The organism is Citrobacter sp. CK188, from assembly GCF_030333525.1.
Taxonomy (GTDB): domain Bacteria; phylum Pseudomonadota; class Gammaproteobacteria; order Enterobacterales; family Enterobacteriaceae; genus Citrobacter_B; species Citrobacter_B koseri.
The window spans coordinates 61,408-87,055 of the sequence record NZ_JAOWFU010000038.1 but is presented as its reverse complement, the minus strand read 5'-3'; the positions used below and the strand labels follow the sequence as shown (position 1 = coordinate 87,055).

At 54.8% G+C, this 25,648-nt stretch carries 23 protein-coding genes; 13 read left to right on the top strand and 10 right to left on the bottom strand.

The genetic code is table 11. The annotated features are described in order from the left end of the window. Positions 1–2: 2 nt before the first annotated feature. From OGV67_RS20895 to OGV67_RS20885, 3 genes are read left to right on the top strand one after another with little or no spacing between them, the layout of a single operon-like run. On the top strand, positions 3–989 hold the full coding sequence (locus OGV67_RS20895) for an ABC transporter substrate-binding protein (RefSeq protein ID WP_012133233.1): 987 nt from the start codon (positions 3–5) through the stop codon (positions 987–989). Next, positions 986–2,068 (top strand): FecCD family ABC transporter permease, encoded by a 1,083-nt coding sequence (locus OGV67_RS20890; protein ID WP_052194398.1) that lies wholly within the window; start codon positions 986–988, stop codon positions 2,066–2,068. Before OGV67_RS20895 ends, OGV67_RS20890 begins: the two co-directional genes overlap by 4 nt. Next, complete coding sequence (locus OGV67_RS20885) at positions 2,065–2,841, top strand: ABC transporter ATP-binding protein (protein WP_115614946.1); 777 nt, start codon at positions 2,065–2,067, stop codon at positions 2,839–2,841. Before OGV67_RS20890 ends, OGV67_RS20885 begins: the two co-directional genes overlap by 4 nt. A gap of 102 nt (positions 2,842–2,943) precedes the next feature. Here the strand turns inward: OGV67_RS20885 and gpmA are convergent, their stop codons facing one another. The 7 genes from gpmA to modE all read right to left on the bottom strand — a co-directional run bounded on the left by gpmA (position 2,944) and on the right by modE (position 10,723). Then, positions 2,944–3,696, bottom strand: coding sequence for a 2,3-diphosphoglycerate-dependent phosphoglycerate mutase (gpmA, locus tag OGV67_RS20880; RefSeq protein WP_012133230.1), 753 nt, complete (start codon positions 3,694–3,696; stop codon positions 2,944–2,946). 221 nt (positions 3,697–3,917) lie between these two features. Beyond that, positions 3,918–4,958, bottom strand: coding sequence for a galactose-1-epimerase (gene galM / locus OGV67_RS20875; protein ID WP_047458037.1), 1,041 nt, complete (start codon positions 4,956–4,958; stop codon positions 3,918–3,920). Next, a complete protein-coding gene (gene galK / locus OGV67_RS20870) occupies positions 4,952–6,100 on the bottom strand; it encodes a galactokinase (protein WP_115614945.1) in 1,149 nt (382 codons plus the stop codon). Before galK ends, galM begins: the two co-directional genes overlap by 7 nt. Positions 6,101–6,103: 3 nt before the next feature. After that, the gene (gene galT, locus OGV67_RS20865; protein WP_104868901.1) at positions 6,104–7,150 is read right to left on the bottom strand and encodes a galactose-1-phosphate uridylyltransferase; all 1,047 of its coding nucleotides are present in this window, start codon (positions 7,148–7,150) and stop codon (positions 6,104–6,106) included. A 9-nt stretch (positions 7,151–7,159) separates the two neighbouring features. After that, positions 7,160–8,176: a UDP-glucose 4-epimerase GalE gene (gene galE / locus OGV67_RS20860; RefSeq protein WP_024130520.1), complete on the bottom strand. Its 1,017-nt coding sequence runs from the start codon at positions 8,174–8,176 to the stop codon at positions 7,160–7,162. Positions 8,177–8,394: 218 nt separating this feature from the next. Continuing rightward, positions 8,395–9,867 (bottom strand): molybdate ABC transporter ATP-binding protein ModF, encoded by a 1,473-nt coding sequence (gene modF, locus OGV67_RS20855; RefSeq protein ID WP_115614944.1) that lies wholly within the window; start codon positions 9,865–9,867, stop codon positions 8,395–8,397. A gap of 67 nt (positions 9,868–9,934) precedes the next feature. Further along, entirely contained in the window at positions 9,935–10,723 is a 789-nt protein-coding gene (modE, locus tag OGV67_RS20850; protein WP_012133223.1) for a molybdenum-dependent transcriptional regulator, read from the bottom strand. 128 nt (positions 10,724–10,851) lie between these two features. Between modE and OGV67_RS20845 the strand changes: the two genes are divergently transcribed. The 4 genes from OGV67_RS20845 (at position 10,852) to modC (ending at position 13,765) form a co-directional block, all read left to right on the top strand. Beyond that, complete coding sequence (locus tag OGV67_RS20845) at positions 10,852–11,001, top strand: AcrZ family multidrug efflux pump-associated protein (protein ID WP_024130518.1); 150 nt, start codon at positions 10,852–10,854, stop codon at positions 10,999–11,001. Between the two features lie 240 nt (positions 11,002–11,241). Continuing rightward, positions 11,242–12,015 (top strand): molybdate ABC transporter substrate-binding protein, encoded by a 774-nt coding sequence (gene modA / locus OGV67_RS20840; RefSeq protein ID WP_012133221.1) that lies wholly within the window; start codon positions 11,242–11,244, stop codon positions 12,013–12,015. Further along, a complete protein-coding gene (gene modB / locus OGV67_RS20835) occupies positions 12,015–12,704 on the top strand; it encodes a molybdate ABC transporter permease subunit (RefSeq protein ID WP_012133220.1) in 690 nt (229 codons plus the stop codon). Before modA ends, modB begins: the two co-directional genes overlap by 1 nt. Before the next feature lie 2 nt (positions 12,705–12,706). Next, on the top strand, positions 12,707–13,765 hold the full coding sequence (gene modC / locus OGV67_RS20830) for a molybdenum ABC transporter ATP-binding protein ModC (protein WP_012133219.1): 1,059 nt from the start codon (positions 12,707–12,709) through the stop codon (positions 13,763–13,765). Here modC and OGV67_RS20825 read toward each other — a convergent pair whose 3' ends face one another. Further along, the gene (locus OGV67_RS20825; protein ID WP_012133218.1) at positions 13,766–14,584 is read right to left on the bottom strand and encodes a pyridoxal phosphatase; all 819 of its coding nucleotides are present in this window, start codon (positions 14,582–14,584) and stop codon (positions 13,766–13,768) included. It abuts the gene before it with no gap. A gap of 163 nt (positions 14,585–14,747) precedes the next feature. Here OGV67_RS20825 and pgl point away from each other — a divergent pair, with 163 nt between their 5' ends. Further along, a complete protein-coding gene (gene pgl / locus OGV67_RS20820; protein ID WP_024130516.1) occupies positions 14,748–15,743 on the top strand; it encodes a 6-phosphogluconolactonase in 996 nt (331 codons plus the stop codon). 59 nt (positions 15,744–15,802) lie between these two features. On the opposite strand, the gene OGV67_RS20815 is transcribed toward pgl, so the two are convergent. Continuing rightward, on the bottom strand, positions 15,803–16,741 hold the full coding sequence (locus OGV67_RS20815; protein WP_047458020.1) for a LysR family transcriptional regulator: 939 nt from the start codon (positions 16,739–16,741) through the stop codon (positions 15,803–15,805). 198 nt (positions 16,742–16,939) lie between these two features. Here OGV67_RS20815 and OGV67_RS20810 point away from each other — a divergent pair, with 198 nt between their 5' ends. The 3 genes from OGV67_RS20810 (at position 16,940) to OGV67_RS20800 (ending at position 21,856) form a co-directional block, all read left to right on the top strand. Then, a complete protein-coding gene (locus OGV67_RS20810; protein WP_012133215.1) occupies positions 16,940–17,995 on the top strand; it encodes a 4-oxalomesaconate tautomerase in 1,056 nt (351 codons plus the stop codon). Between the two features lie 84 nt (positions 17,996–18,079). Further along, a complete protein-coding gene (locus OGV67_RS20805) occupies positions 18,080–19,513 on the top strand; it encodes an anion permease (RefSeq protein WP_071259654.1) in 1,434 nt (477 codons plus the stop codon). Positions 19,514–19,597: 84 nt separating this feature from the next. Beyond that, positions 19,598–21,856 carry a hydratase gene (locus OGV67_RS20800; protein ID WP_115614943.1) on the top strand — a complete coding sequence of 753 codons (2,259 nt, stop codon included), beginning with the start codon at positions 19,598–19,600 and terminating at the stop codon, positions 21,854–21,856. Positions 21,857–21,928: 72 nt separating this feature from the next. Here the strand turns inward: OGV67_RS20800 and OGV67_RS20795 are convergent, their stop codons facing one another. Continuing rightward, positions 21,929–23,212, bottom strand: a complete 1,284-nt coding sequence (locus OGV67_RS20795; protein WP_012133211.1) for a putative acyl-CoA thioester hydrolase — start codon at positions 23,210–23,212, stop codon at positions 21,929–21,931. Positions 23,213–23,443: 231 nt separating this feature from the next. Here OGV67_RS20795 and hutI point away from each other — a divergent pair, with 231 nt between their 5' ends. Continuing rightward, positions 23,444–24,667 (top strand): imidazolonepropionase, encoded by a 1,224-nt coding sequence (hutI, locus tag OGV67_RS20790; RefSeq protein WP_115615345.1) that lies wholly within the window; start codon positions 23,444–23,446, stop codon positions 24,665–24,667. Further along, positions 24,664–25,605, top strand: coding sequence for a formimidoylglutamase (hutG, locus tag OGV67_RS20785; RefSeq protein WP_115614942.1), 942 nt, complete (start codon positions 24,664–24,666; stop codon positions 25,603–25,605). Before hutI ends, hutG begins: the two co-directional genes overlap by 4 nt. Positions 25,606–25,648 lie beyond the last annotated feature (43 nt).

Here is a 25,648-nt window from a genome sequence, read left to right as displayed (position 1 = left end):
TCATGACGCTAACCCGCATTTTCCCCGCGCTGGCCTGGCTGGTGGCGGGGAGCCTGTTTGCCGCGCAGCCGCACAGCGATGTGCGCATCGCTTCGCCGTGGCCGGCGCAAAACACCATCATCACCATGCTGGGGTATGGCGATAATATTGTTGGCACGTCGATGATTGCAAAGACGATTCCGCTTTTTCGCCAGAGTCTGCCGCGTATTGAGAATGTCGCCGTTGTCAGCGTCAACAGCGGTCACGAACTGGACCCGGAGCAGATCATCTCGCTCGGTACACAACTGCTGTTTGTGCCGAAATCGATGACGGTGCCGAGGGCGTCGCTGCTCCAGCAGGCGGGGGTGCGCGTACTGGCGTTTGAGGCGAACTCCATGCAGGCGCTGACCGCCAGGGTGCATAAAACAGCGGAGGTGCTGGGGCCGGATGCGCAGGATAAAGCGCAGCGGTATCAGCAGTATTTTGACCGCAATGTGGCGCGGGTAAAGGCGCGCTTAAGCGATCTTCCTGAAGATCAGCGAATGACCCTCTATCACAGCATGGGCAATCCGCTGACCACTTCCGGCAGGCCGTCGCTTAATCAGGACTGGATGGATCTGGCCGGTGCAAAAAATGTCGCCGAGCGCTGGTTTAGCCACAAGCAAAACCGGACGGGGGAAGTCGCTCTTGAGCAGATCGTCGCGGCAAATCCGGCGGTGATTGTCGCCATGAATAAGCGGGATGCGGATGCCATCCTGACTTCTCCCCAGTGGGCGCAGGTGGACGCCGTGATTCATCATCGCGTGTATGTGAACCCGAAAGGGATGTTCTGGTGGTGTCGGGAGACCAGCGAAGAGGCGTTACAATTCCTCTGGCTGGCAAAAACGCTCTACCCGCAGCGCTTTGCCGATGTGGATATGCGCAAGGAGACCCGCCGCTTTTACCAGGACTTTTTTGGCATTACACTCAGCGACGCGCAGATTAGCGATGTGCTCAATCCGCCGAAATGACTCTACAGGTAAGGAACGTTATGTCGCTATCCGCTAATGCTCCGTCGATCGACGATCGCTACCGTCTTGTGGTACGCAAGCGGTTGATGCTGGCGCTGCTGATTATTGCGGCGATAGTCGCCTCGCTGGTGCTGGACTCTACGCTTGGCCCGTCGGGTCTGTCGCTCGGTGAGCTCTGGCAAACGCTGCTGCACCCGGCAAGCGTTAATGCGGGGACGCGCGTTATTGTCTGGGATATCCGTTTACCCTATGCGCTGATGGCGTTACTGGTGGGAATGGCTTTGGGGCTGGCGGGTGCCGAAATGCAGACGATCCTGAACAACCCGCTGGCGAGTCCGTTCACGCTGGGCGTTTCTTCCGCAGCAGCCTTTGGCGCTGCGCTGGCGATCGTGTTGGGTATCGGCATTCCCGGCGTTCCTGCCGCCTGGTTTATTCCCGCGAATGCCTTTGCTTTTGCGCTGCTGTCTGCCCTGCTGCTGGACGGGATTACTCGCTGGACGCGCGTGGCGACCTCTGGCGTGGTGCTGTTCGGTATCGCGCTGGTGTTTACCTTTAATGCGCTGGTGTCGATGATGCAGTTCGTTGCCGATGAGGACACGCTACAGGGGCTGGTGTTCTGGACGATGGGCAGCCTGGCGCGCGCGTCGTGGGAAAAGCTTGGCGTGCTGGCGTTGGTGTTTGCCATTGTGCTGCCGTGGTCGATGCGTAGCGCCTGGCAATTGACGGCGCTGCGGTTGGGGGAAGATCGGGCGATGAGTTTTGGCATTGACGTGCGGCGCCTGCGCCTGTCGTCTCTGCTGCGCATCAGCCTGCTATCGGCGCTGTCGGTGGCGTTTGTCGGGCCAATCGGTTTTATCGGTCTGGTCGCGCCGCACATTGCGCGAATGCTGTTTGGTGAAGATCACCGGTTCTATCTGCCGGGCAGCGTGTTGACGGGGGGGCTGGTGCTGTCGCTGGCCTCGATCGCGTCGAAGAATATTGTTCCTGGGGTGATCATCCCGGTAGGCATCGTAACGTCGCTGGTGGGTGTGCCGTTCTTCCTGAGCATTATTTTGCGCCACCGGGGGAGCATGTCATGAGCGGGTTGATCCTCAAGGGAATAAGCGCCGGTTATCCGAAACACCCAGTTATTCGCGATCTCAGCGTGCCTGAGCTGCCGCGCGGTAAAATTACCGTTCTGCTGGGGCCGAACGGCTGCGGGAAATCAACGTTATTACGCGCGCTGGCCGGGCTGAATAAAGCCCGTGGCGAGGTCATGCTGGACGGTGAGAACCTGATGTCGCTGCCGTTTGCCCAGCGTGCGGAAAAGGTGGTGTTTTTACCTCAGTCGCTGCCGCAGGGCGTACATCTGCATGTGCTGGAGTCGATTATCGTAGCGCAGCGGGCGTCCGGCGGGCGAGATGGCGCGAACAGCCACTCGCAGGTGCTGGCAATCCTGGATCAACTCGGCATTGCGCATCTGGCGCTGCACTATCTTGACCAGCTTTCCGGCGGCCAGCGGCAACTGGTGGGGCTGGCGCAGTCGCTGATTCGCTACCCGGAACTTTTGTTGCTGGACGAGCCGCTTAGCGCGCTGGATCTGAACTATCAGTTTCACGTTATGGATCTGATCGCGCGGGAAACGCGGGCGCGCAATATGGTGACGGTTGTGGTGGTGCATGACATTAATATCGCGCTACGCCACAGCGAACATGTGCTGATGCTGAAGGAGGGCAAACTGGTGGCCAGCGGCGCGCCGGAAGCGGTTATTACCGCAGAAAGCCTGGCGGAAGTGTATAACGTTCGGGGTCGTGTGGAACGTTGTTCACAGGGCAGGGCGCAGGTGGTGCTCGACGGGGTTATCGGGGTTTAAGTGCATGTATTGCCGGATGGCGGCTTACGCCTTATCCGGCCTACAGGATGCATATTGCCAACCCGTAGGCTCGATAAGCGAAGCGCCATCAGGCAAATCAGATTACTTCGCTTTACCCTGGTTCGCCACGGCCGCCGCTTTTGCCGCGATCTCGTCAGCGTTACCCAGATAGTAATGTTTGATCGGTTTGAAGTTTTCGTCGAACTCGTACACCAGCGGTACACCGGTCGGGATGTTCAGTTCGAGAATCTCTTCTTCGCTCATGTTATCCAGGTATTTCACCAGCGCACGCAGAGAGTTACCGTGAGCGGCGATGATGATGCGCTCACCGCTTTTCATGCGCGGCAGAATGGTTTCGTTCCAGTAAGGGATCACGCGATCGATAGTCAGCGCCAGGCTTTCAGTCAGCGGCAGCTCTTTCTCGGTCAGTTGCGCATAACGCGGATCGTGGCCCGGATAACGCTCGTCATCTTTGGTCAGCTCCGGCGGGGTCACGGCAAAACCACGACGCCACTGTTTAACCTGCTCATCACCGTATTTTTCAGCGGTTTCCGCTTTGTTCAGACCCTGTAGTGCGCCGTAGTGACGTTCGTTCAGCTTCCAGGATTTTTCAACCGGCAGCCAGGCCTGATCCAGTTCGTCCAGGACGTTCCACAGCGTGTGGATGGCACGTTTCAGCACGGAGGTATAAGCAAAATCGAAGCTATAGCCTTCCTCTTTCAGCAGTTTACCTGCCGCTTTTGCTTCACCCACGCCTTTCTCGGACAGGTCTACATCGTACCAACCGGTGAAACGGTTTTCGTTGTTCCACTGACTTTCGCCGTGACGTACCAGAACCAGCTTAGTTACAGCCATACTCTCACTCCTCAAGCTTTATTGAATGATAATAATTCTCATTATATTGCCGTGACAGGTCAGCGGCAACGCTTACGCATAACCATAGCGAAAATAGTGACGCAGTGTAAGGTTCTTGTGAACCCGGAGTTGCGATTTTGTCTTTGAGTGGTGGGGATTTGAGCAAAGCGACGCGCCACAGGCCCGATAGCTGGCACCATCGGGCCTGTTATGGCTCATCGTCAGGCCGGAATAAACTGATATTCCGTCAGGCTGGCGTACTCGTCGCCGGGATGCAACACGCAGTCAGGTTGCGGCCATTCCGGGTGGTTCGGGCTGTCTGGCAGAAATTCGCTTTCCAGCGCCAGGCCTTGCCAGTCGGCATAAGGTTCAGGCCCGCGCGACGGCGTGCCGCCCAGATAGTTGCCGGAATAGAATTGCAGCGCCGGAGCGGAGGTATAAACCTTCATCTGCAATTTCTCATCCTGCGACCACAGATGCGCGGCTGGCTGGCTGGCATCGCCTTTGGTCTGCAATAAAAAGGCGTGATCGTAACCTTTTACCTTGCGCTGATCGTCATCGGCAAGAAACGCGCTGGCGATGGTTTTTGCGCTGTGGAAGTCGAACGAGGTTCCGGCAACGGATTTCAGCCCGTCGCGTGGAATACCACTTTCATCAACCGGCAGGTACGTATCAGCCAGAATCTGTAGCTTGTGCTGGCGTACGTCTGACTGCTCGCCGTCCAGGTTAAAGTAGACGTGATTGGTCAGGTTCACCGGGCAGGGCTTATCTACCGTCGCTCGATAGGTAATGGAGATTCGGTTATCGTTGGTGAGACGATACTGCGCGGTGGCGCAGAGATGGCCGGGGAAGCCCTGATCGCCATCGTCAGACGTCAGTGCAAACAGCACCTGACGATCGTTCTGGTTGACTATCTGCCAGCGACGTTTGTCAAAGCCGTCCGGCCCGCCGTGCAGTTGGTTTTCACCCTGGCTCGGCAGCAGACTGACGGTTTCACCCGCCCAGGTGTAACGGCTGTTGGCAATGCGATTGGCGTAGCGGCCAATCGATGCACCAAGAAAGGCGGCCTGATCCTGGTAATATTCCGGGCTGGCGCACCCCAGCAACGCTTCACGGACGCTGCCATCGGTTAGCGGGATACGGGCGGAAAGTAGTGTGGCGCCCCAGTCCATCAGCGTGACCACCATCCCTGCATCGTTGCGCAGGGTGAGCAGGCGGTACGGCTGACCATCGGGCGCCAGTGCGGGCGTTTCGTTTAGCACTGTCTGGCTCCTTGTGAGGGTTTGCATACGTAAAACGTTTCTTTGATTCCGGTTTTCGCTTCATACTGCGTGGCTACGGCCTGCTGTACGGCAGGAACCAGCGCTTCCGGGATCAACGCGACGACGCAGCCGCCGAAGCCGCCGCCGGTCATGCGTACGCCGCCTTTATCGCCGATGGTCGCTTTCACAATTTCGACCAGCGTGTCGATCTGCGGGACGGTGATTTCGAAGTCATCGCGCATTGAGGCGTGAGATTCCGCCATCAATTCACCCATGCGTTTCAGGTCGCCTTTCTCCAGCGCGCTGGCGGCTTCAACGGTACGGGCGTTTTCGGTCAGTACGTGGCGAACACGTTTGGCGACAATCGGGTCCAGCTCGCTGGCCACCGCGTTGAACGCCGCAAGGCTGACATCGCGCAACGCCGGTTGCTGGAAGAAACGCGCGCCCGTTTCACACTGCTCGCGGCGGGTATTGTACTCGCTGCCCACCAGCGTACGTTTAAAGTTACTGTTGATGATCACCACCGCCACGCCTTCCGGCATGGAAACCGCTTTCGTACCCAGCGTGCGGCAGTCAATCAGCAGGGCATGATCTTTTTTACCCAGCGCGGAGATCAGCTGATCCATAATGCCGCAGTTGCAGCCGACGAACTGATTCTCCGCTTCCTGGCCGTTGAGCGCGATTTGCGCGCCATCCAGCGGCAGGTGGTACAACTGCTGGAATACGGTGCCGACCGCGACTTCCAGCGACGCAGAAGAACTGAGTCCCGCGCCCTGCGGCACATTGCCGCTGATAACCAGATCCGCGCCGCCAAATGCGTTATTTCGTTTTTGCAGATGCTTCACCACGCCGCGCACGTAGTTTGACCACTGCTGGCTGTCGTGGGTAACGATCGGCGCATCAAGGGAGAATTCATCAACCTGGTTGTCGTAGTCAGCCGCAATCACGCGCACTTTGCGATCGTCACGCGTGGCGTAGCTAATCACCGTCTGGTAGTCGATAGCGCAAGGCAGCACGAAGCCGTCGTTGTAATCGGTGTGCTCGCCGATCAGATTGACGCGACCAGGCGCCTGAATGGTGTGGGTAGCAGGGTAGCCGAAAATTTCTGCAAACAGAGATTGTGTTTTCTCTTTCAGACTCATTATTTAAACTCCTGATTCGCGAAAATGAATGTCGCTGACCGCGCGCAGACGCTCCGCCGCTTGTTCTGCCGTCAGATCGCGCTGGGTCTCCGCCAGCATTTCATAACCGACCATAAATTTACGGACGGTCGCGGAACGCAGCAGCGGTGGATAAAAGTGCGCGTGCAGCTGCCAGTGCCCGTTCTCTTCACCGTTAAACGGCGCGCCGTGCCAGCCCATGGAGTAGGGGAAGGAGCACTGGAACAGGTTGTCATAGCGACTGGTCAGCTTTTTCAGCGCCAGCGCCAGGGAGTCGCGCTGATCGTCGGTCAAATCGGTAATGCGCAGCACATGCGCTTTGGGCAGCAGCAGCGTTTCAAACGGCCAGGCCGCCCAGTAAGGCACGACCGCCAGCCAGTGCTCGGTTTCAACCACCGTACGGCTGCCGTCCGCCAGTTCGCGCTGCACATAATCCACCAGCATTGGGGAGTGCTGTTCGGCGAAGTAGGCTTTTTGCAAACGATCTTCACGCTCGGCTTCGTTCGGCAGGAAGCTGTTGGCCCAAATCTGGCCGTGCGGATGCGGGTTGGAGCAGCCCATCGCCGCGCCTTTATTCTCAAAAACCTGCACCCAGGGGTAGGTTTTTCCCAGATCGGCAGTCTGTTCTTGCCAGGTTTTGATGATGTCGGTCAGCGCGGGGAGGCTCAGTTCCGGCAGCGTCTTGCTGTGATCGGGAGAAAAGCAGATCACGCGGCTGGTGCCGCGGGCGCTCTGGCAACGCATTAACGGGTCATGGCTGTCCGGCGCGTCCGGGGTGTCAGACATCAGCGCGGCAAAGTCATTTGTAAAGACATAGGTGCCGGTGTAATCCGGGTTTTTATCTCCGGTTACCCGCGTATTGCCCGCGCACAGGAAGCAGTCAGGGTCATGGGCGGGAAGCGCCTGCTGAGATGGCGTTTCCTGCGCCCCCTGCCAGGGGCGCTTTGCGCGATGCGGTGAAACCAGAATCCACTGTCCGGTTAGCGGGTTAAAACGGCGATGTGGATGATCGACAGGATTAAATTGCGTCATGACATGTCCTTAGTCTGGATATCCCTGCGGATGGCGTGACTGCCAACGCCAGGTGTCCTGCGCCATTTCGTCAAGAGTGCGGGTTACGCGCCAGTCCAGTTCGCGGTCGGCTTTGCTGGCGTCCGCCCAGTAGGCCGGAAGGTCGCCTTCACGGCGTGGGGCAAAATGATAAGCAACGGGTTTACCGCAGGCTTTGCTGAAGGCGTTAACCACATCCAGCACGCTGTTGCCAACACCAGCGCCAAGGTTGTAAATATGCACGCCTTGTTTGCCAGCCAGTTTTTCCATCGCGGTTACGTGGCCGTCGGCAAGATCCATCACATGGATGTAATCGCGCACGCCGGTGCCGTCTTCGGTAGGGTAGTCGTTGCCAAAGACCGCGAGCGATTCGCGACGGCCAACGGCGACCTGGGCGATGTACGGCATCAGGTTGTTAGGAATGCCCTGCGGATCTTCGCCCATATCACCTGACGGATGCGCGCCGACCGGGTTGAAGTAGCGCAGCAGGGCGATGCTCCAGTCCGGCTGCGCTTTTTGCAGGTCGGTCAGGATCTGTTCGACCATCAGTTTACTTTTGCCATATGGGCTCTGCGGCGTGCCGGTCGGGAAGCTTTCGACATAAGGAATTTTGGGCTGATCGCCGTAGACGGTGGCGGAGGAGCTGAAGATGAAGTTTTTGACATTGGCGGCGCGCATGGCGCTGATTAAACGCAGCGTACCGTTGACGTTGTTGTCATAGTATTCCAGCGGTTTGGCGACGGATTCGCCCACGGCTTTCAGACCGGCAAAGTGAATGACGGCGTCAATCGCGTGGTCATGCAGAATTTCAGTCATCAGCGCTTCGTTACGAATATCGCCTTCAACGAAAGTTGGGTGCTTACCACTTAATCGCTCGATAACAGGCAGTACGCTGCGCTTACTGTTGCAGAGGTTATCAAGGATGATGACATCGTGACCGTTTTTCAGTAACTGTACACAAGTATGACTTCCAATGTAACCGCTACCACCGGTGACCAGTACTCTCATAATTCGCTCCGTTAAGCCTATGGTATGGAATAACCATAGCATAACAAAGATGCGAAAAGTGTGACATGGAATATATTAGTGGAATCGTTTACACTTCGGTTTTTTCACCCGCCGACGACTGTTATTTAATGATAAATCATATGCTTTAAGAATGATTGCGCCTTTTATCTGAAAAAGCAGTGAAAAAAGGGACGTGGTCGCACGCCCCCAGTGAACCGCTAACGCAGCGTCGTCTGTTGATAGCGGTAACTCTCGCCTTCCGGTACAAATTCCAGCCGATGGGTAATGCAGCCTGGGGCGTCTTCCGCGTGATGGGAGACAAACAGCAACTGCGTTTCTCCCTCGCTAATCAGTACATCGACAAAGCGGCGAACGAGTTGACGATTCAACGGGTCCAGCCCTTGTAATGGCTCGTCAAGAATCAGCAGCGTAGGGTGTTTGACCAGCGCACGGGCAATCAGCGCCAGTCGTTGTTGCCCCCAGGACAGGCTGTGGAAAGGCGCATCCGCAGTGCGTTTGTCCATTCCCAGAATATCCAGCCATTGCTGCGCCAGCTTGTGCTGTCTGTCAGAAACCGCCTGGTAGATGCCAATCGAGTCAAAGTAACCGGAGAGAATGACATTACGCACCGTGGTGCTGACGCGGTAATCCAGATGCAGGCTGCTGCTGACATAGCCGATATGTTTTTTGATATCCCAGATTGTTTCACCACTCCCGCGACGGCGGCCAAACAGCGTCAGGTCGTTGCTGTATCCCTGCGGATGGTCGCCGGTGATTAAACTTAGCAGGGTGGATTTTCCCGCGCCGTTAGGCCCGACAATCTGCCAGTGTTCACCCGGATTCACCTGCCAGCTCAGATGATTAAGAATAGGGCGGTCGTTATAGGAGACGACGCCATCGTTGAGAATAATGCGCGCCGCGCCGTCCGGCAGGGCGTGACGGGCAGAAGGTTCATCCGGCTCGGGCAACTTTACGCCTTCCAGTCGTTCGCTATGCGCGAGTTGGGCAATCAGCGCCCGCTGGAGCAAATCCGCTTTTTCCCCCGTTTCCGTTAACGTGCAGTCGGCAAGGACTCCCGCATACTGAACGAATTCGGGGATCTCATCGAAGCGGTTTAACACCAGCACCAGCGTATAGCCCGACTGGTGCAGCGTGGCGAGAAGATTCGCCAGTTGCTGGCGGGAGGCGACATCCAGCCCGTCAAACGGCTCATCGAGGATTAATAAATCCGGTTCTGACATCAGCGCCTGACAAAGCAGCGTTTTGCGCGTTTCGCCCGTAGAAAGGTATTTAAAACGTCTGTCGAGCAGAGAAGAAATGCCAAACTGCTGCGCCAGTTCAGCACAGCGGGCGGGATCGCTCACCTCATCCTGAATGATTTCTGCCGTAGTTCGTCCGGTGTCGTCTTCGCCAGGGCTGAGCAGGTCGGTGTTGTTGCGCTGCCATTCATCGCTGACCAGTTTTTGCAACTGTTCGAATGAGAGGCGGGTGACGCGCGCGAACTGAGACTGGCGCTCGCCTTTCAGTAACGTCAGTTCTCCCGCCAGCGCGCGGGCCAGCGCCGATTTCCCGCTTCCATTGGTGCCGACAAAAGCCCAGCTATCCCCCGCCTGCAACGTCAGCGCATTTAACTGAAGCGTTTTTGTGTCGCTCAGGCGAAACGTACCTTGCGAAATATGCAATGATGACATTTTGTATCCCATTTTTTGCAGCGATGAATGACAGGGATACGTGTTCAAAGAACAGATGTCAATGCACTTAGCACAACGTAGCGATAATCACTCTGTCAGCATTAAAATATGCCGTCACGTTAGCACCTTCTTCCAGCGTGGCGGTCTCTTCAACGGGCAGGGTGGCGCATAACGTCTGGCCGTCAGGTAATGTCATGAGAACTTCGCACTGCTCGGCGCCGCGTTCAATATGGCTGATGGTTCCCTGAAGCTGGTTGTCGGCAGCCCGGGCAATCGCCTCGTCCTGGGTAATGCCAACCCACGGCGCTTTCAGCAGGATCAGGACTTCTTTACCTTCATCAAGGCCAAGACGCTCGCCGCTTTGCGCAGTGATGGCGACCTTCAGTCGCGTTTCGCCGTCGGCCAGCAGCACATCGACATGCTGTTGAACCTGATCGTGATCGCGTGCGGTAATGGTGCCGAACCACTGGTTACGGGCGCTGGTTTGCAAAGAGAAACGGGAAATGGCGGCCAGCAGGCTGTCGAGCGGCAGGGCGTCGTCGTCGCTCAGCACGTCGAACGCTTTTTGCTGAATCTGGGCGAGCAAATCGTAAAGCTGGATCAGGCGCTGACCGTAGCGGGTCAGTATCGCGCCGCCGCCGCCTTTGCCGCCCGTTGCGCGCTCGACGAGCGTCTGCTCGCTGAGTTGGTTCATCTCGTTAATGGCATCCCAGGCGCTTTTGTAGCTGATGCCCGCATCTTTCGCCCCCTGGCTGATGGAGCCGGAAAGCGCGATATGCTTGAGCAGCGAAATGCGGCGGGGGTCCGCAAACAATTTTTGTTGAAGTTTGAGTGTAAGGAGGATTTCGGCCTGCATAACAAGATCCTGGCAAAAGGGTTATTGTGACGGAAAACCGCTTCCGCGCAAAGTCGACCGCACAAAAGGGGAGTGCTTTTCTCATTTATGCAGTTAGAATATCAAAAGAATCCTATCTGGAGTTGACCATGTTAGAGTTATTGAAAAGTCTGGTATTCGCCGTAGTCATGGTTCCGGTGGTCATGGCCATCATTCTGGGGCTGATTTACGGTCTGGGTGAAGTGTTCAACATTTTCTCCGGTATCGGTCAGAAAGACCAGTCCAGACAAAACCATTGATTTTTAAACGCCCGCTCAGTCGGGCGTTTTACTTTCTTCGACTTTCAGGCCGCATTTTTGTTGGCTGTGCCTGTGAGTCTCAGCGCAACCCGAAATCCATTGAGTAGCGCCCCTCAAGATCCTGCTTTTTCTGCCGATATTTTCTTTGCGTAACCTCAATTGGGTATCAATAACTTCTGGGAAAAACCTTATTTTCTCGCTATATTTGCGCCTACATAACGACACTCAAAGGAGTTACAGATGGCACGTACATGGTTACGCCTGTTTGCTGGGGCAACATTATCTCTGACTGTTGCCGGACATGCGCTGGCGGATGAAGGGAAAATCACCGTATTCGCGGCGGCTTCGCTGACCAACGCAATGCAGGATATTGCGGTTGAATACAAAAAAGAGAAGAACGTTGACGTTGTCTCTTCATTTGCCTCTTCTTCTACGCTGGCTCGCCAGATTGAAGCGGGAGCGCCAGCGGATCTGTTTATCTCTGCTGACCAGAAATGGATGGATTACGCGGTAGACAAAAAAGCGATTGATACCGCAACGCGTGAAACGCTGCTTGGCAACAGCCTGGTTGTGGTCGCGCCAAAAGCCAGTGAACAGAAAGACATCACCATCGACAGCAAAACCAACTGGACGACTCTGCTGAATGGCGGCCGCTTGGCGGTGGGCGACCCGGAACACGTTCCGGCTGGCATTTATGCAAAAGAAGCGCTGCAAAAACTGGGCGCATGGGATACCCTGGCGCCGAAACTGGCTCCTGCGGAAGACGTGCGTGGCGCACTGGCGCTGGTGGAGCGTAGCGAAGCGCCGCTGGGCATCGTTTACGGTTCTGATGCCGTTGCCAGCAAAGGCGTGAAAGTGGTTGGCACGTTCCCGGAAGATTCCCATAAGAAAGTGGAATACCCGATCGCGATTGTTGATGGACACAAAAACGCAACGGTCAGCGCGTTCTATGACTACCTGAAAGGACCGCAGGCTTCCGAAATCTTTAAACGTTATGGATTTACGACGAAGTAATGATACTGACTGATCCAGAATGGCAGGCCGTTCTACTGAGCCTGAAAGTTTCTTCCCTGGCCGTGTTGTTTAGTCTGCCGTTTGGGATCTTTTTTGCCTGGTTACTTGTGCGATGCAAGTTTCCAGGCAAAGCGTTGCTTGACAGCGTACTGCATCTGCCGCTGGTTTTACCGCCCGTGGTGGTCGGTTATCTGCTGCTTATCGCGATGGGCCGACGCGGATTTATTGGTCAGTGGCTTTATGACTGGTTCGGCATTACCTTTGCCTTTAGCTGGCGAGGCGCCGTGCTGGCGGCGGCGGTGATGTCTTTCCCGTTAATGGTTCGCGCTATTCGTCTGGCGCTTGAAGGGGTTGACATTAAGCTGGAGCAGGCCGCCAGAACGCTGGGCGCAGGACGCTGGCGTGTTTTCCTCACCATTACGCTACCGCTGACATTGCCTGGCATCATCGTCGGGACCGTGCTGGCGTTTGCCCGTTCGCTCGGCGAGTTCGGCGCTACCATCACTTTCGTGTCTAACATTCCGGGTGAAACCCGCACCATTCCTTCCGCGATGTATACCCTGATCCAGACCCCTGGCGGCGAAAGCGCGGCGGCGAGATTGTGCATTATTTCTATTGTGCTGGCGCTGATCTCATTGTTGATTTCGGAATGGCTGGCGCGTATCAGCCGTGAGCGCGCGGGGAGATAAACATGCTGGAACTCAATTTCTCCCAGACGCTGGGCACCCACTGTCTGACGCTCAACGAAACGCTACCTGCCAATGGGATCACCGCTATTTTTGGCGTTTCCGGTGCCGGGAAAACATCGCTGATCAATGCCATCAGCGGACTGACGCGCCCGCAAAAAGGGCGCATTGTGCTCAATGGTCGCGTGCTTAATGATGTTGAAAATGGCATCTGCCTGACGCCGGAAAAACGGCGCGTCGGTTATGTGTTCCAGGATGCCCGACTGTTTCCGCATTACAAAGTGCGCGGCAATCTGCGCTATGGCATGGCGAAAAGCATGGCCGGACAGTTCGACAAGCTGGTGGATCTGCTCGGTATCGAACCTTTGCTGGAGCGTTTGCCTGGCAGCCTTTCCGGCGGGGAAAAACAGCGTGTGGCGATTGGTCGCGCGTTGCTGACCGCGCCGGAGCTACTGTTGCTTGATGAGCCGCTGGCTTCGCTGGATATTCCGCGCAAACGTGAACTGCTGCCGTATCTGCAACGCCTGGCGCGCGAAATTAATATCCCCCTGCTGTACGTCAGCCACTCGCTGGACGAGATTTTACATCTGGCGGACAGAGTCATGGTGCTGGAAAACGGGCAGGTGAAAGCGTTTGGCGCGCTGGAAGAGGTCTGGGGCAGCAGTGTGATGCACCCGTGGCTGCCGAAAGAGCAGCAGAGCAGCATCCTGAAAGTGAGCGTGCTGGAGCATCATCCGCATTATGCAATGACCGCGCTGGCGCTGGGCGATCAGCACCTGTGGGTCAACAAACTGGAAGAGCCGCTGCAAACCGTGCTGCGTATTCGTATTCAGGCCTCGGACGTGTCGCTGGTATTACAACCACCGATGCAAACCAGTATCCGTAATATCCTGCGGGCAAAAGTGGCAAACTGTTATGACGATAACGGGCAGGTGGAAGTCCAGCTTGAAGTCGGCGGGAAAACGCTGTGGGCGAGAATCAGCCCGTGGGCCAGGGATGAGCTGGGCATCAAACCTGGCCTGTGGCTGTACGCGCAAATCAAGAGTGTTTCAATTACCGCCTGATTACAGCAGGTGGGTATAAATAAACTTCGCAATGCTGTCCGTGGTGTTATCGCCGATCACGATATTCGCCCGCGTTTTCACCGCGTCGTCAGCATTGCCCATCGCGACGCCGGTGCCTGCCGCTTCCAGCATACTGATATCATTGTAGTTATCGCCAAACGCCACCACATTCTCCATCGACCAGCCCTGCGCTTCAATCCACTGGGTAAGGCGCTTCCCTTTGCTGTTCCCTTTACGCGCGATATCCACCTGATCGTGCCAGGACCATTCGCACTCCAGACCCAGCTGATGCTCAACCTGCTGCACGAACTGTTGCAGTTTTGGCAGATTTTCATCGGTCAGCGCGAATTTCCAGACGGCGTTGACGTCGCGTGCCGACTGCGCCAGCGACGGTACCTGAGTAAAGGTCGGGCGCTGTTCCGGCGGCAGCGTCTGCGCCCAGTTAGCGGTACGGATCACATGGCCGGTCGGGCGTTCATAAACCATCGCGTCATCAACGTACATCAGACCGTGAATCTGATGCGCATCCAGCAGATCAATCAATTGCAATGCCTGATCGACAGGCAGCGGATCGGCCTCAAGAACATTTTTTGCTTGATAATCATACAAGTAGGTGCCATTACAGCAAATTGCAGGTGTATCCAGCGCCAGTGCCTGATAAAAAGGATGAATCGCAACGTGATGACGGCCAGTGACGATGATAAGTTGGTAGCCTGCCTCTCTGGCGCGAGAAAGCGCCTCAAGCGAGGAGGGGAGCAATGTTTTTTTCGGCGTCAGTAAGGTGCCGTCTAAATCCAGGGCAATCACACGAGCGGTCATAGGGAGTTCCAGATTAAGGTTGAGAATTTTGCCTGCGGGAATGGTACACCGAGACGGTTGGCCGGACAAAATTCTGAGCGTTAATTCAGCATTCACCGTTAAAAGCGTCTACGTTAAGCTGTATTCCGCAATTGCAGACAGTTGCCATAAGGAAGGAGTAGTCATGAAGCAAACCGTTTATACCGCCAGCCCTGAGAGCCAGCAAATTCACGTCTGGAGCCTGAATCATGACGGCTCGCTGAAGCTGGTGCAGGTGGTTGATGTGCCGGGGCAGGTTCAGCCGATGGTGGTCAGCCCTGATAAGCGCTATCTCTATGTTGGCGTCCGTCCTGAGTTCCGCGTGCTGGCTTACCGTATTGCGCCGGATGACGGCGCGCTGACCTTCGCGGCGGAGTCCGCTCTGCCGGGTAGCCCAACCCATATCTCTACCGATCATCAGGGCCGTTTTGTGTTTGTTGGCTCGTACAATGCCGGTAACGTCAGCGTGACCCGTCTGGATGATGGCCTGCCGGCTGGCGTGGTGGATGTCGTTGAAGGGCTGGAAGGGTGCCACTCAGCGAATATCTCGCCGGATAACCGGACGCTGTGGGTGCCTGCGCTGAAGCAGGATCGCATTTGCCTGTTTACGCTCAGCGACGACGGCAAACTGGTCGCCCAGGAACCGGCGGAAGTCACCACCGTTGAAGGGGCCGGGCCGCGCCATATGGCGTTCCACCCGAACCAGCAATATGCCTACTGCGTGAATGAACTGAACAGCTCTGTTGATGTCTGGGAGCTGAAAGATCCGCACGGCAATATTGAATGCGTACAGACGCTGGATATGATGCCTGCCGATTTTTCTGACACGCGTTGGGCGGCGGATATCCATATTACGCCGGATGGCCGTCATCTGTATGCCTGCGACCGTACCGCCAGCCTGATTACCGTTTTTAGCGTTTCTGAAGACGGCAGCGTACTGACAAAAGAGGGCTTCCAGCCGACTGAGACGCAGCCGCGCGGCTTTAACGTCGATCATAGCGGTAAGTACCTGATTGCCGCCGGGCAGAAGTCACACCATATTGCGGTGTATGCCATTGCCGGTGAGCAGGGGCTGCTGACGGAGAAAGGCCGTTATGCGGTAGGCCAGGGGCCAATGTGGGTCGTGGTTAACGCGTATTAATATTCCGTGACGTTGTGCCCGGTGGCGCTCGCTTACCGGGCCGTCGGCCGGATACGGCGTTATTGTTGCCGCTGTGGTTCAGCAAAAGGCGTCCACAGCGTGTCTTTATCATCGGCCCAGACATTCAAAAGCAGAGAGAAAAAACGCTCTGCCGGAGGAGAGAGAACGGCGTCTTTGCGCCGGATAATCCCTAACGTGCGTCTGATAACGGGTTCGATCAACGGGATCCCGATAAGCGTGGGATGCACTGTCTGAGGCATTGCCAGCCCCGGCAGCGCAGAAATACCCAGCCCGGCCTCAACCAGGCCAAGCGAGGTCGATAAATGACGAACCTCGTAAAACCAGTCCAGCTTCCAGGGTTTATCCGCCAGATTGTGCTCAATAAGCAGCCTGTTACCGCTGGATGACCGCACGCCAATCAATTTGTAGCCCACCAACTCCTGCCATTCGACCAGTTGCTTACTGGCTAAGGGATGGTTTCGTCGACAGGCCAGAACAAACGGTTCATTCACCAGCGGGGTGAAGTCAATAGCAGAATTTGTGATGCTGTTCATATTTATGCCGAAATCAGCTTCGTTACCCAACACCGATTCCATGCAGTTGTTCGTACCTTTTTCAAGAATTCGTATTTTGATATTGGGGTACAACTCATTAAATTTTCCGATAGCAAGGGGTAGAAAATAGAAAACAGCGGTCGGAATACAGGACAATGTGATCGTGCCGTGGTGATAAGCATTCATTTCGCGAACATTAAAAAGAGCTTCATCCAGTTTTCTTATTAATTCTCTGGCTTCCGGTAACAGCATTCTCCCCGCTTTTGTTAATTCTACTTTACGTGTTGTTCTCTCAAAAAGCAGGGTATGTAAATCATCTTCCATCTTTTTTATTCTGCGAGTTAATGCAGGTTGCGTAATGTTAAGTAATTTAGCGGCTTTGTTAAATGATCCTGCCTCTGCCAGTGTGACAAATGCCTTCATACTTGATAATTCGTGTTTCATCATAACTCCAGAAAATAGAATCCAGGGATTCCCTGATTTGCTGCCCCAGGAGAGAAAAACGTAGTTTATATGTAAATTATCCGTCTTGATTAATGCAAATAAATTATCAATCATAAATTTAAAGTCATTAGCCTCTCTATTCTGCGCGTGCAACCATGTCCTCATTAACGCTAATGTTTTTTAATTGAGGGCAATGTTATGAAAAAAATTCCCTGCACGTTGATGCGAGGGGGAACATCCAGAGGGGCGTTTTTATTAGCAGAACACCTTCCTGAGGAGAGACAGCGGCGCGATGCCATATTGATGGCAATTATGGGATCGGGGAATGAACTGGAAATAGATGGCATTGGCGGCGGTAATCCGTTGACCAGTAAAGTGGCCATTATCCGTCGTTCGGATGACTCAAAAGCAGATATCGACTATTTATTTGCTCAGGTTCTGGTACATGAACACCGCGTTGATACCACGCCGAACTGTGGAAATATGCTTTCCGCGGTAGGCGCATTTGCGATTGAACATGGCTTAATTGAGACTACGCCGCCCGTCACGCGCGTGCGTATACGTAATGTAAATACAAATACGTATATCGAAGCGGACGTGCAGACGCCGGACGGCGCCGTTGAGTACGAAGGCCAGGCAAAAATCGATGGCGTACCGGGAACGGCCGCGCCCGTGGCACTCACGTTTTTGAACGCTGCTGGCGCCAAAACCGGGCAAATTTTTCCGACCGGTCATCGTGTCGATCATTTTGATTCCGTTGCCGTCACCTGTATTGATATGGCGATGCCGGTGGTTATTATCGCTGCTGAAGATGTCGGTAAAACGGGTTATGAATCCCCTGCGGAACTTGATGCCGATACTGAATTATTGCGCCGCATTGAATCCATCCGTTTGCAGGCGGGTAAAGCGATGGGATTAGGCGACGTCAGCAATATGGTTATTCCTAAACCGATGCTTATTTCCCCGGCCAGACGGGGCGGGACGATCAATGTGCGCTATTTTATGCCGCACTCCTGCCATAAGGCGCTGGCGATTACTGGTGCTATCGCGCTTGCCAGTAGCTGTGCGACAGAAGGGACGGTCGCCCACCGGATGACGCAATTGACGGACTATGGCGATATAAATATCGAACATCCGGGCGGATGCCTTGATATTCATTTAACAAATGAAGGTAATGAGCCTTCTTCAATACGTGCTTCTGTTATTCGCACAGCAAGAAAGATTTTTGCAGGTGAAGTTTATATTCCTGAATGATGTTGATCTCATTTCGCTGTGATTAAGGAAAATCAAACAATGCCTTTTCTGTATAACGAATACAGATAAATCAGGGTGCAAAAAATGAATAAAAAATCTATATGGAAGCTAATTATTATATTAGCGATCCCGTGTATTATTGGCTTAATTCCTGCGCCAGCCGGTCTGAGTGAACTCGCCTGGGTTCTCTTTGGCATCTATCTTGCGGCAATCGTGGGGCTGGTGATAAAACCGTTTCCCGAACCCGTTGTATTATTGATTGCCGTCGCGGCATCGATGGTCGTGGTCGGAAATTTAAGTGAAGGGGCGTTTAAAACGACCAGCGTGCTCAGCGGTTATGCCTCTGGAACGACGTGGTTGGTATTTTCTGCGTTTACGTTAAGCGCCGCGTTTGTCACTACCGGTCTGGGCAAACGCATTGCGTATATTCTGATTGGTAAGATTGGGAATACCACGCTGGGGCTGGGCTACGTCACGGTTTTTCTCGATCTGGTTCTCTCTCCGGCAACGCCGTCAAACACGGCGCGCGCAGGCGGCATTGTTTTACCGATCATCAACAGTGTGGCTGTCGCGCTGGGTTCTGAGCCTGAAAAAAGCCCCCGTCGTGTCGGTCATTACTTAATGATGTCCGTGTATATGGTCACGAAAACGACCAGTTATATGTTTTTTACCGCAATGGCAGGGAACATACTGGCGCTGAAAATGATCAACGATATTTGCCATCTGCAATTAAGCTGGGGGGGATGGGCGCTGGCAGCAATGGTGCCGGGTATCATTATGTTACTGGTGACGCCGCTGGTGATTTATACCATGTACCCACCGGAAATTAAAAAGGTTGATAATAAAACGATCGCGAAAGCCGGGCTTCAGGATCTCGGGCCAATGAAAGGCCGTGAGAAATTACTGCTGGGTATTTTTGTCCTCGCGCTGTCAGGCTGGATTTTCAGTAAACAGCTTGGCGTGGATGAATCAACCGTTGCGATTGTGGTGATGGGCGCGATGTTGCTACTGGGCGTGGTGAGCTGGGATGATGTCGTTAAAAATAAAGGCGGCTGGAATACATTAATCTGGTACGGCGGTATCATTGGCTTAAGTTCTTTATTATCGAAAGTGAAGTTTTTTGACTGGCTGGCTGAACTGTTTAAAAACAATCTCTCTTTTGATAATCATGGTAACGTGGCGTTCTTCGTCATTTTGTTCCTGAGTATTATTGTCCGTTATTTCTTTGCCTCCGGTAGCGCTTATATTGTGGCGATGATGCCGGTATTCGCCATGCTGGCGAATGTCTCTGGCGCGCCATTAATGCTAACCGCGCTGGCCTTATTATTCTCCAACTCTTATGGTGGAATGGTCACGCACTATGGCGGTGCCGCTGGCCCGGTTATTTTCGGGGTCGGTTATAACGATATTAAGTCCTGGTGGCTCGTCGGCGCGGTTCTGACCATCTTAACGTTCCTGGTACATATCACGGTTGGTATCTGGTGGTGGAACATGTTGATTGACTGGAACATGCTGTAATCAACCGTCAGCGTTCATTTTTATTATTAATGACATGGTCTGTTGTTCGTGCATGGAAACATGCACGGCAATGTGGAGTAATGAATGATTAAGTTATATGACAAAGGGATTTATCTCTCCGGTAACAATGAGATAATTGCAGAAGAACAGTATTGCGGTAATGTACAAAAAGAGGAAGCCAAAAAAGGCACCATAGCATGGTCCATTCTTGCGTCTCATAATACGTCAGGAAATATGGATAAACTTAAAATCAAGTTTGATTCGTTAACCTCCCACGATATTACCTATGTAGGCATAATTCAGACCGCGAAAGCGTCCGGGATGGCGCGTTTTCCATTACCTTATGTTCTCACAAACTGTCATAACTCATTATGCGCCGTTGGTGGAACCATTAATGGCGATGATCATCTTTTTGGACTTTCCGCCGCGCAGCGCTATGGCGGTATTTATGTGCCGCCCCATATTGCGGTCATCCACCAATATATGCGCGAGATGATGGCGGGCGGTGGAAAAATGATTTTAGGCTCAGACAGCCACACGCGCTATGGCGCGCTGGGGACGATGGCCGTAGGGGAGGGCGGAGGTGAACTCGTCAAGCAACTGTTGAATGATAGCTGGGATATCGATTATCCGGGCGTCGTGGCGGTATATCTGACGGGAAAACTGGCGCCAGGCGTTGGCCCGCAGGATGTGGCGTTAGCCATCATTGGCGCCGTATTTAAAAATGGCTATGTCAAAAATAAGGTCATGGAATTTGTGGGGCCGGGCATTAGCGCAATGTCCACGGACTTCCGTAACAGTGTTGATGTCATGACCACGGAGACGACCTGCCTGAGTTCGGTGTGGCAAACGGATGATGAAACCCGTAGCTGGCTGGCGTTACATGGCCGTGAACCGGACTATCGACAGCTGAATCCGCAGCCAATGGCCTGGTACGATGGCTGTATTTATGTTGATTTGAGCACAATTAAACCGATGATCGCGCTACCTTTCCATCCGAGCAATGTGTATGAAATCGACACATTAAATGAGAATTTGACGGATATTCTGCACCAGGTAGAAATTGAGTCTGCGCGCATTGCCCGTGGGAAAGCCAAAATCTCGCTGCTGGATAAAGTTGAGAAGGGGAGATTAAAGGTGCAGCAGGGAATTATTGCCGGATGCTCAGGCGGTAACTATGAGAACGTCATTGCGGCGGCGAATGCGTTGCGCGGTAAATCGTGTGGTAACGAGACGTTCTCACTCGCGGTTTACCCCTCTTCACAGCCTGTATTTATGGATCTGGCGAAAAAAGGCGTGGTGGCCGATTTAACTGGCGCGGGCGCAATCATCAGAACCGCTTTCTGCGGCCCATGCTTTGGCGCTGGCGATACGCCCGTTAACAACGGGCTGAGCATTCGCCACACCACCCGTAACTTCCCGAACCGTGAAGGTTCGAAACCGGGTAATGGTCAAATGTCCGCGGTTGCGCTGATGGATGCGCGTTCTATTGCGGCGACGGCAATAAATGGGGGCTATCTGACCTCCGCCGCTGAACTGGACTGCTGGGAAAACGTTCCTGACTATGCGTTTGATCCCACTCCGTACAAAAACCGTGTCTATCAGGGTTTTGTTAAAGGGGCGACGCAGCAATCGCTCATCTATGGCCCGAATATCAAAGACTGGCCGACGCTGGGGACGCTGACGGAAAATATTCTGCTCAAGGTGGCGTCAAAAATTCTTGATGAAGTCACAACGACGGATGAGCTGATCCCGTCCGGGGAGACCTCCTCTTTTCGCTCAAACCCGGTTGGTCTGGCGGAGTTCACCCTGTCACGCCGCGATCCAGACTATGTTGGCCGAAGCAAAGCAACCGCGACGCTGGAAAAACAGCGTCTGGCAGGCGAGGTGAGTGAGCTGGAGCCGGTCTTTGCCCGTATTCGCACAATTGCGGGCCAGGAAACCACCGATCCGTTAGCCACCGGGATTGGCAGCATGATTTATGCCGTTAAGCCGGGAGACGGTTCCGCGCGTGAACAGGCGGCAAGCTGTCAGCGCGTGATTGGCGGTCTGGCGAATATAGCCCAGGAGTATGCGACGAAACGCTACCGTTCGAATGTGATCAACTGGGGAATGTTGCCGCTGCAAATGGCGGGTGAGCCTGGGTTTGACGTCGGGGATTATATTTACATTCCTGGCGTCCGTACGGCGCTGGATCAATGCGCAACCACCTTAAAAGGCTATGTGATTCATGACGATGAAATCACGGAAATCAGTCTGTATCTGGAAAGCCTGACCGCCGAGGAACGTGAAATTATCAAAGCGGGAAGTCTGATTAATTTCAATAAAAACCGTCAGATGTAAAAAAAGGTCGTCACGCCTGGCGTGACGACCTTTTCTCTTTTATCCGGCCTGAAGAATAATCGTCAGCAGATATTATTGCTTCGGTTCGGCAACCACTTTACTGCCTAAACCCCGGTTGTTGTATTCCCACATCCGGTTAAAGTTCGTGTCGTTCAGGTTACGCTGCACCTCGTCTTTATCATCCTTCGCGCCAGTATTCCCGGCAAAAGGACGTTTGGAGATAACGGCGTCAGCCCACGGTTTCGCCATATTGAACCCTTCGTTAATCACGCTATCGCGGATAACGACCTGACCGTTGGTGTTGGCATCCACATCCAGCGAACGACCCAGTTGCGCGACGCCATCACCTGCGGCGGTAAAGCGGCTGTTGGTGGCGAGGAAACCGTAATAAATATTCGACAGCGTTGCCGGAGCGAAAACATACGCTTCCTGCTGGGTACGGGAGTTCACCACGCGGAAATCGGTGTTATCGAACACCACTGCGCCGCGACCGGAAACCATATCCACATCCCCTTCAATGTAACTGTTCGTCACCAGCGTGCGTGGTTGGCGATCGTTTTGCAGGCGGTTCTGCACGCCGCTGTTGGTCACGAAGAAGGTATTCTGGCGACCCAGAATGTTCACTTTATTAATCTGCACTTTGTCGCCGTCAGTGCGTAAGGCCACTGCCGGATGGTTGCCGGCGTCAACGCTGTCACCGAGATTGTTTTCGATGGTCAGGTTTTGTAACTGCAAGCCGTCATTCTGTGACCAGACCACCGCAGAACACATCACGCCAATGCTGGCGCCGCGTTTGCTCTGGCAGTTATCAAACATATACCACGCAGGTTTGCCCGGCATGTATTTACCGCCCGGGTTCACTGAACGACGCCAGTCGGTCGTGCTCATTTCGCCGTCAATCGCCTGGCCGATTTTCACATCAATCGCGTTCTCGCCCGTACCGTACAGCGTCAGGCTGCCAGGCGCCGCCGGGATATACACGGTTCCCTGATACTCGCCCGGCATAATGGCGATGTACAGACGCTTGCTGCTGCGCTGCGTAATTGCCGCATCCACCGCCGCCTGAATGGTGGTGTGCGTCACGCCTGGCGTGCCAGCCGGGCCGACAACGAAGTCAGGTTGCGCAGGCAGCGTAATGGCGGAAGGCGTCCACGGCGCCGTATTCGGCGTCAGTGACGAGAAATAGTGTGCAGCAACGAAATTCTGCGCTTCGTTCGCCGACAGGATCGGACGCGAGGAGGTGCCTGGCGCGGTCTGATCGGATGGGATTTGATCGGGCGGCGTAGAGCTACAGGCGGTCAGCGTCACGCCAAAAGCCAGTGCCAGCGCCAGACGGGAAACCGAAAATGTGTTCACAGGTTGCTCCGGGCTTTGAAAGTTAAATTAATTCCATTGAAGCCTGCTTTTTTATACTAAGTTGAGCGAAACGGGAAGGTGAAAAGGTAAAAAGTTCTTTTTTAGACGCCGCGCACCTGATGTTCCAGGCAAGTACATCACAAATAAATAACATTCATGGCCTGTAAGATTGACAACCCCGGCAGAATAAAAAATAAATGTATAGACAACCCATGACAAGTGATGAACCCAATGGCGCAACTTTTACCTGATGACACGATCTGGCGGAATGGCCGACTGGCGACGATGGACCCTGAACGCGGTAGCCCTTATGGGATGGTGGACGATCATGCGCTTGTCGTCCGCCAGGGCCGGATACTGGATATTGTGCCTGCGTCGTCGCTCAACGCCGCGCACCGCAATACCGTGGATCTGCAAGGCCGACTGGTCACGCCCGGATTGATTGACTGTCACACCCACCTGATTTTTGGCGGCACGCGCGCCGGGGAGTGGGAGCAGCGGCTTAACGGCGTGTCGTACCAGCAGATCAGCGCGCAGGGCGGCGGTATCAACGCGACCGTCGCTGCGACCCGGACGGCCTCTGAAGATGAACTTTTAACCGTTGCGCGTGCGCGGATGGCGCGGTTGCTGCAAGAAGGCGTTACGTTGCTGGAGGTGAAATCCGGCTATGGCCTGAATTTCGCCACGGAAGAGAAAATGTTGCGCGTTGCCGCTGCGCTGGCGCATGAAAACAGGGTGGAAATCAGTCCTACCCTGCTGGCGGCACACGCGACGCCAGCAGAATACCGCGACGATCCCGACGGCTATATCACGCTGGTTTGCGAAAGTATTCTGCCCGGATTATGGGCAAAAGGGCTGTTTGAGTCGGTGGATCTTTTCTGTGAAAGCGTGGGGTTTAACCTGGCGCAGAGTGAGCGGGTATTTCAGGCCGCTCAGGCGTTGGGCATTCCGGTAAAAGGGCACGTTGAGCAGCTCTCCTTGCTGGGGGGCGCGCAACTGGTGAGTCGTTATCAGGGGTTATCCGCCGACCATATTGAGTATCTGGATGAGGCTGGCGTGGCGGCGATGAGTCGCAGCGGCACCGTGGGCGTTCTGCTGCCGGGGGCGTTTTATTTCCTCAAAGAGACGCAGCGCCCGCCGGTGGCGTTGCTCCGCCACTATGGCGTGCCGATGGCGGTTGCAACGGACTTTAACCCCGGCACCAGTCCGTTTATCAGTTTGCATCTGGCGATGAACATGGCTTGCGTACAGTTTGGCTTAACGCCGGAAGAGGCGTGGGCGGGCGTGACGCGGCATGCTGCGCGCGCGCTGGGGCGGCAGACGACGCATGGGCAATTGAAAGCGGGATATGTCGCTGACTTTGCCGTATGGGACGCTGAGCTTCCGGTTGAAATCCTTTATGAACCGGGGCGTAACCCGCTCTGTCACCGTGTATTCAGAGGAGAAGTAACATGACGCAATGGCAACCCGCATCCCCCACGCTCTGGCAGGGGCGTGATGACAGCGCCGAGGCGGCTAACGCGCTGCGTCTCTTTCAGACGGTGACGCGCAGCCCGACGTTTTCTCCCGAAATGTATCGTGAAAAAATCGCCTTGCTCGGCTTTGCCTGTGACGAAGGCGTGAAGCGAAACCAGGGGCGGCCTGGCGCTGCTGGCGCGCCGGATGCCCTGCGCCGGGCGCTGGCGAACCTGGCCTCTCACCACGGCCACGATCGGCTGGTGGATTTAGGCAACATTATTGCGCAAGCCCCCGATCTGGAAGGCGCGCAGCAGGCGCTTCGCGATGAGGTACGGCGCTGCCAGCAGGCGGATATGCGCACGTTTGTGCTAGGCGGCGGACATGAAACGGCGTTTGGGCATGGCGCGGGACTGCTTGATGCGTTCCCGCATGCCAGAGTCGGCATTATTAATCTTGATGCGCATCTGGATCTGCGTCGGGCTGACCACGCCACCTCCGGTACGCCGTTTCGCCAGTTGGCGCAATTATGCGATGAACAACAGCGTGAGTTTCATTACGCCTGCTTTGGCGTCAGTCGGGCGGCAAATACGCAGGCGTTATGGGATGAGGCGCAACAACGCGGAGTGACCATCGTAGAAGACGTGGATTGTGATACCGCTCAGGCGCCGTTGGCGCAGGTTATCGACAGCGTGGATAAGATCTACCTGACCATCGATCTTGATGTGCTGCCCGCCTGGGAGATGCCCGCAGTGTCTGCGCCCGCAGCGCTCGGTGTGCCGTTGGCGACGGTGATGCGGCTTGTCGATGCCGTTTGTCGCAGCGGTAAGCTACAGGCGGTGGATATGGTTGAATTTAATCCGCGCTTTGACGATGATGGCAACGCCGCGCGTGTTGCGGCACGCCTCGGCTGGCAAATCGCACACGGGTGGCGTTAATCGCGATGTTTGTCCGGCCCGAAATCGCGTTACAGGCCGGATA

Excerpts from the sequence above, each read along its gene's own strand:
- OGV67_RS20895 (WP_012133233.1), top strand. The coding sequence starts at position 3 with ATGACGCTAACCCGCATTTTCCCCGCGCTGGCCTGGCTGGTGGCGGGG.
- OGV67_RS20890 (WP_052194398.1), top strand. The coding sequence starts at position 986 with ATGACTCTACAGGTAAGGAACGTTATGTCGCTATCCGCTAATGCTCCG.
- OGV67_RS20885 (WP_115614946.1), top strand. The coding sequence starts at position 2,065 with ATGAGCGGGTTGATCCTCAAGGGAATAAGCGCCGGTTATCCGAAACAC.
- gpmA (WP_012133230.1), bottom strand. The coding sequence starts at position 3,696 with ATGGCTGTAACTAAGCTGGTTCTGGTACGTCACGGCGAAAGTCAGTGG.
- galK (WP_115614945.1), bottom strand. The coding sequence starts at position 6,100 with ATGAGTCTGAAAGAGAAAACACAATCTCTGTTTGCAGAAATTTTCGGC.
- galT (WP_104868901.1), bottom strand. The coding sequence starts at position 7,150 with ATGACGCAATTTAATCCTGTCGATCATCCACATCGCCGTTTTAACCCG.
- galE (WP_024130520.1), bottom strand. The coding sequence starts at position 8,176 with ATGAGAGTACTGGTCACCGGTGGTAGCGGTTACATTGGAAGTCATACT.
- modF (WP_115614944.1), bottom strand. The coding sequence starts at position 9,867 with ATGTCATCATTGCATATTTCGCAAGGTACGTTTCGCCTGAGCGACACA.
- modE (WP_012133223.1), bottom strand. The coding sequence starts at position 10,723 with ATGCAGGCCGAAATCCTCCTTACACTCAAACTTCAACAAAAATTGTTT.
- OGV67_RS20845 (WP_024130518.1), top strand. The coding sequence starts at position 10,852 with ATGTTAGAGTTATTGAAAAGTCTGGTATTCGCCGTAGTCATGGTTCCG.
- modA (WP_012133221.1), top strand. The coding sequence starts at position 11,242 with ATGGCACGTACATGGTTACGCCTGTTTGCTGGGGCAACATTATCTCTG.
- modB (WP_012133220.1), top strand. The coding sequence starts at position 12,015 with ATGATACTGACTGATCCAGAATGGCAGGCCGTTCTACTGAGCCTGAAA.
- modC (WP_012133219.1), top strand. The coding sequence starts at position 12,707 with ATGCTGGAACTCAATTTCTCCCAGACGCTGGGCACCCACTGTCTGACG.
- OGV67_RS20825 (WP_012133218.1), bottom strand. The coding sequence starts at position 14,584 with ATGACCGCTCGTGTGATTGCCCTGGATTTAGACGGCACCTTACTGACG.
- pgl (WP_024130516.1), top strand. The coding sequence starts at position 14,748 with ATGAAGCAAACCGTTTATACCGCCAGCCCTGAGAGCCAGCAAATTCAC.
- OGV67_RS20815 (WP_047458020.1), bottom strand. The coding sequence starts at position 16,741 with ATGAAACACGAATTATCAAGTATGAAGGCATTTGTCACACTGGCAGAG.
- OGV67_RS20810 (WP_012133215.1), top strand. The coding sequence starts at position 16,940 with ATGAAAAAAATTCCCTGCACGTTGATGCGAGGGGGAACATCCAGAGGG.
- OGV67_RS20805 (WP_071259654.1), top strand. The coding sequence starts at position 18,080 with ATGAATAAAAAATCTATATGGAAGCTAATTATTATATTAGCGATCCCG.
- OGV67_RS20800 (WP_115614943.1), top strand. The coding sequence starts at position 19,598 with ATGATTAAGTTATATGACAAAGGGATTTATCTCTCCGGTAACAATGAG.
- hutI (WP_115615345.1), top strand. The coding sequence starts at position 23,444 with ATGGCGCAACTTTTACCTGATGACACGATCTGGCGGAATGGCCGACTG.
- hutG (WP_115614942.1), top strand. The coding sequence starts at position 24,664 with ATGACGCAATGGCAACCCGCATCCCCCACGCTCTGGCAGGGGCGTGAT.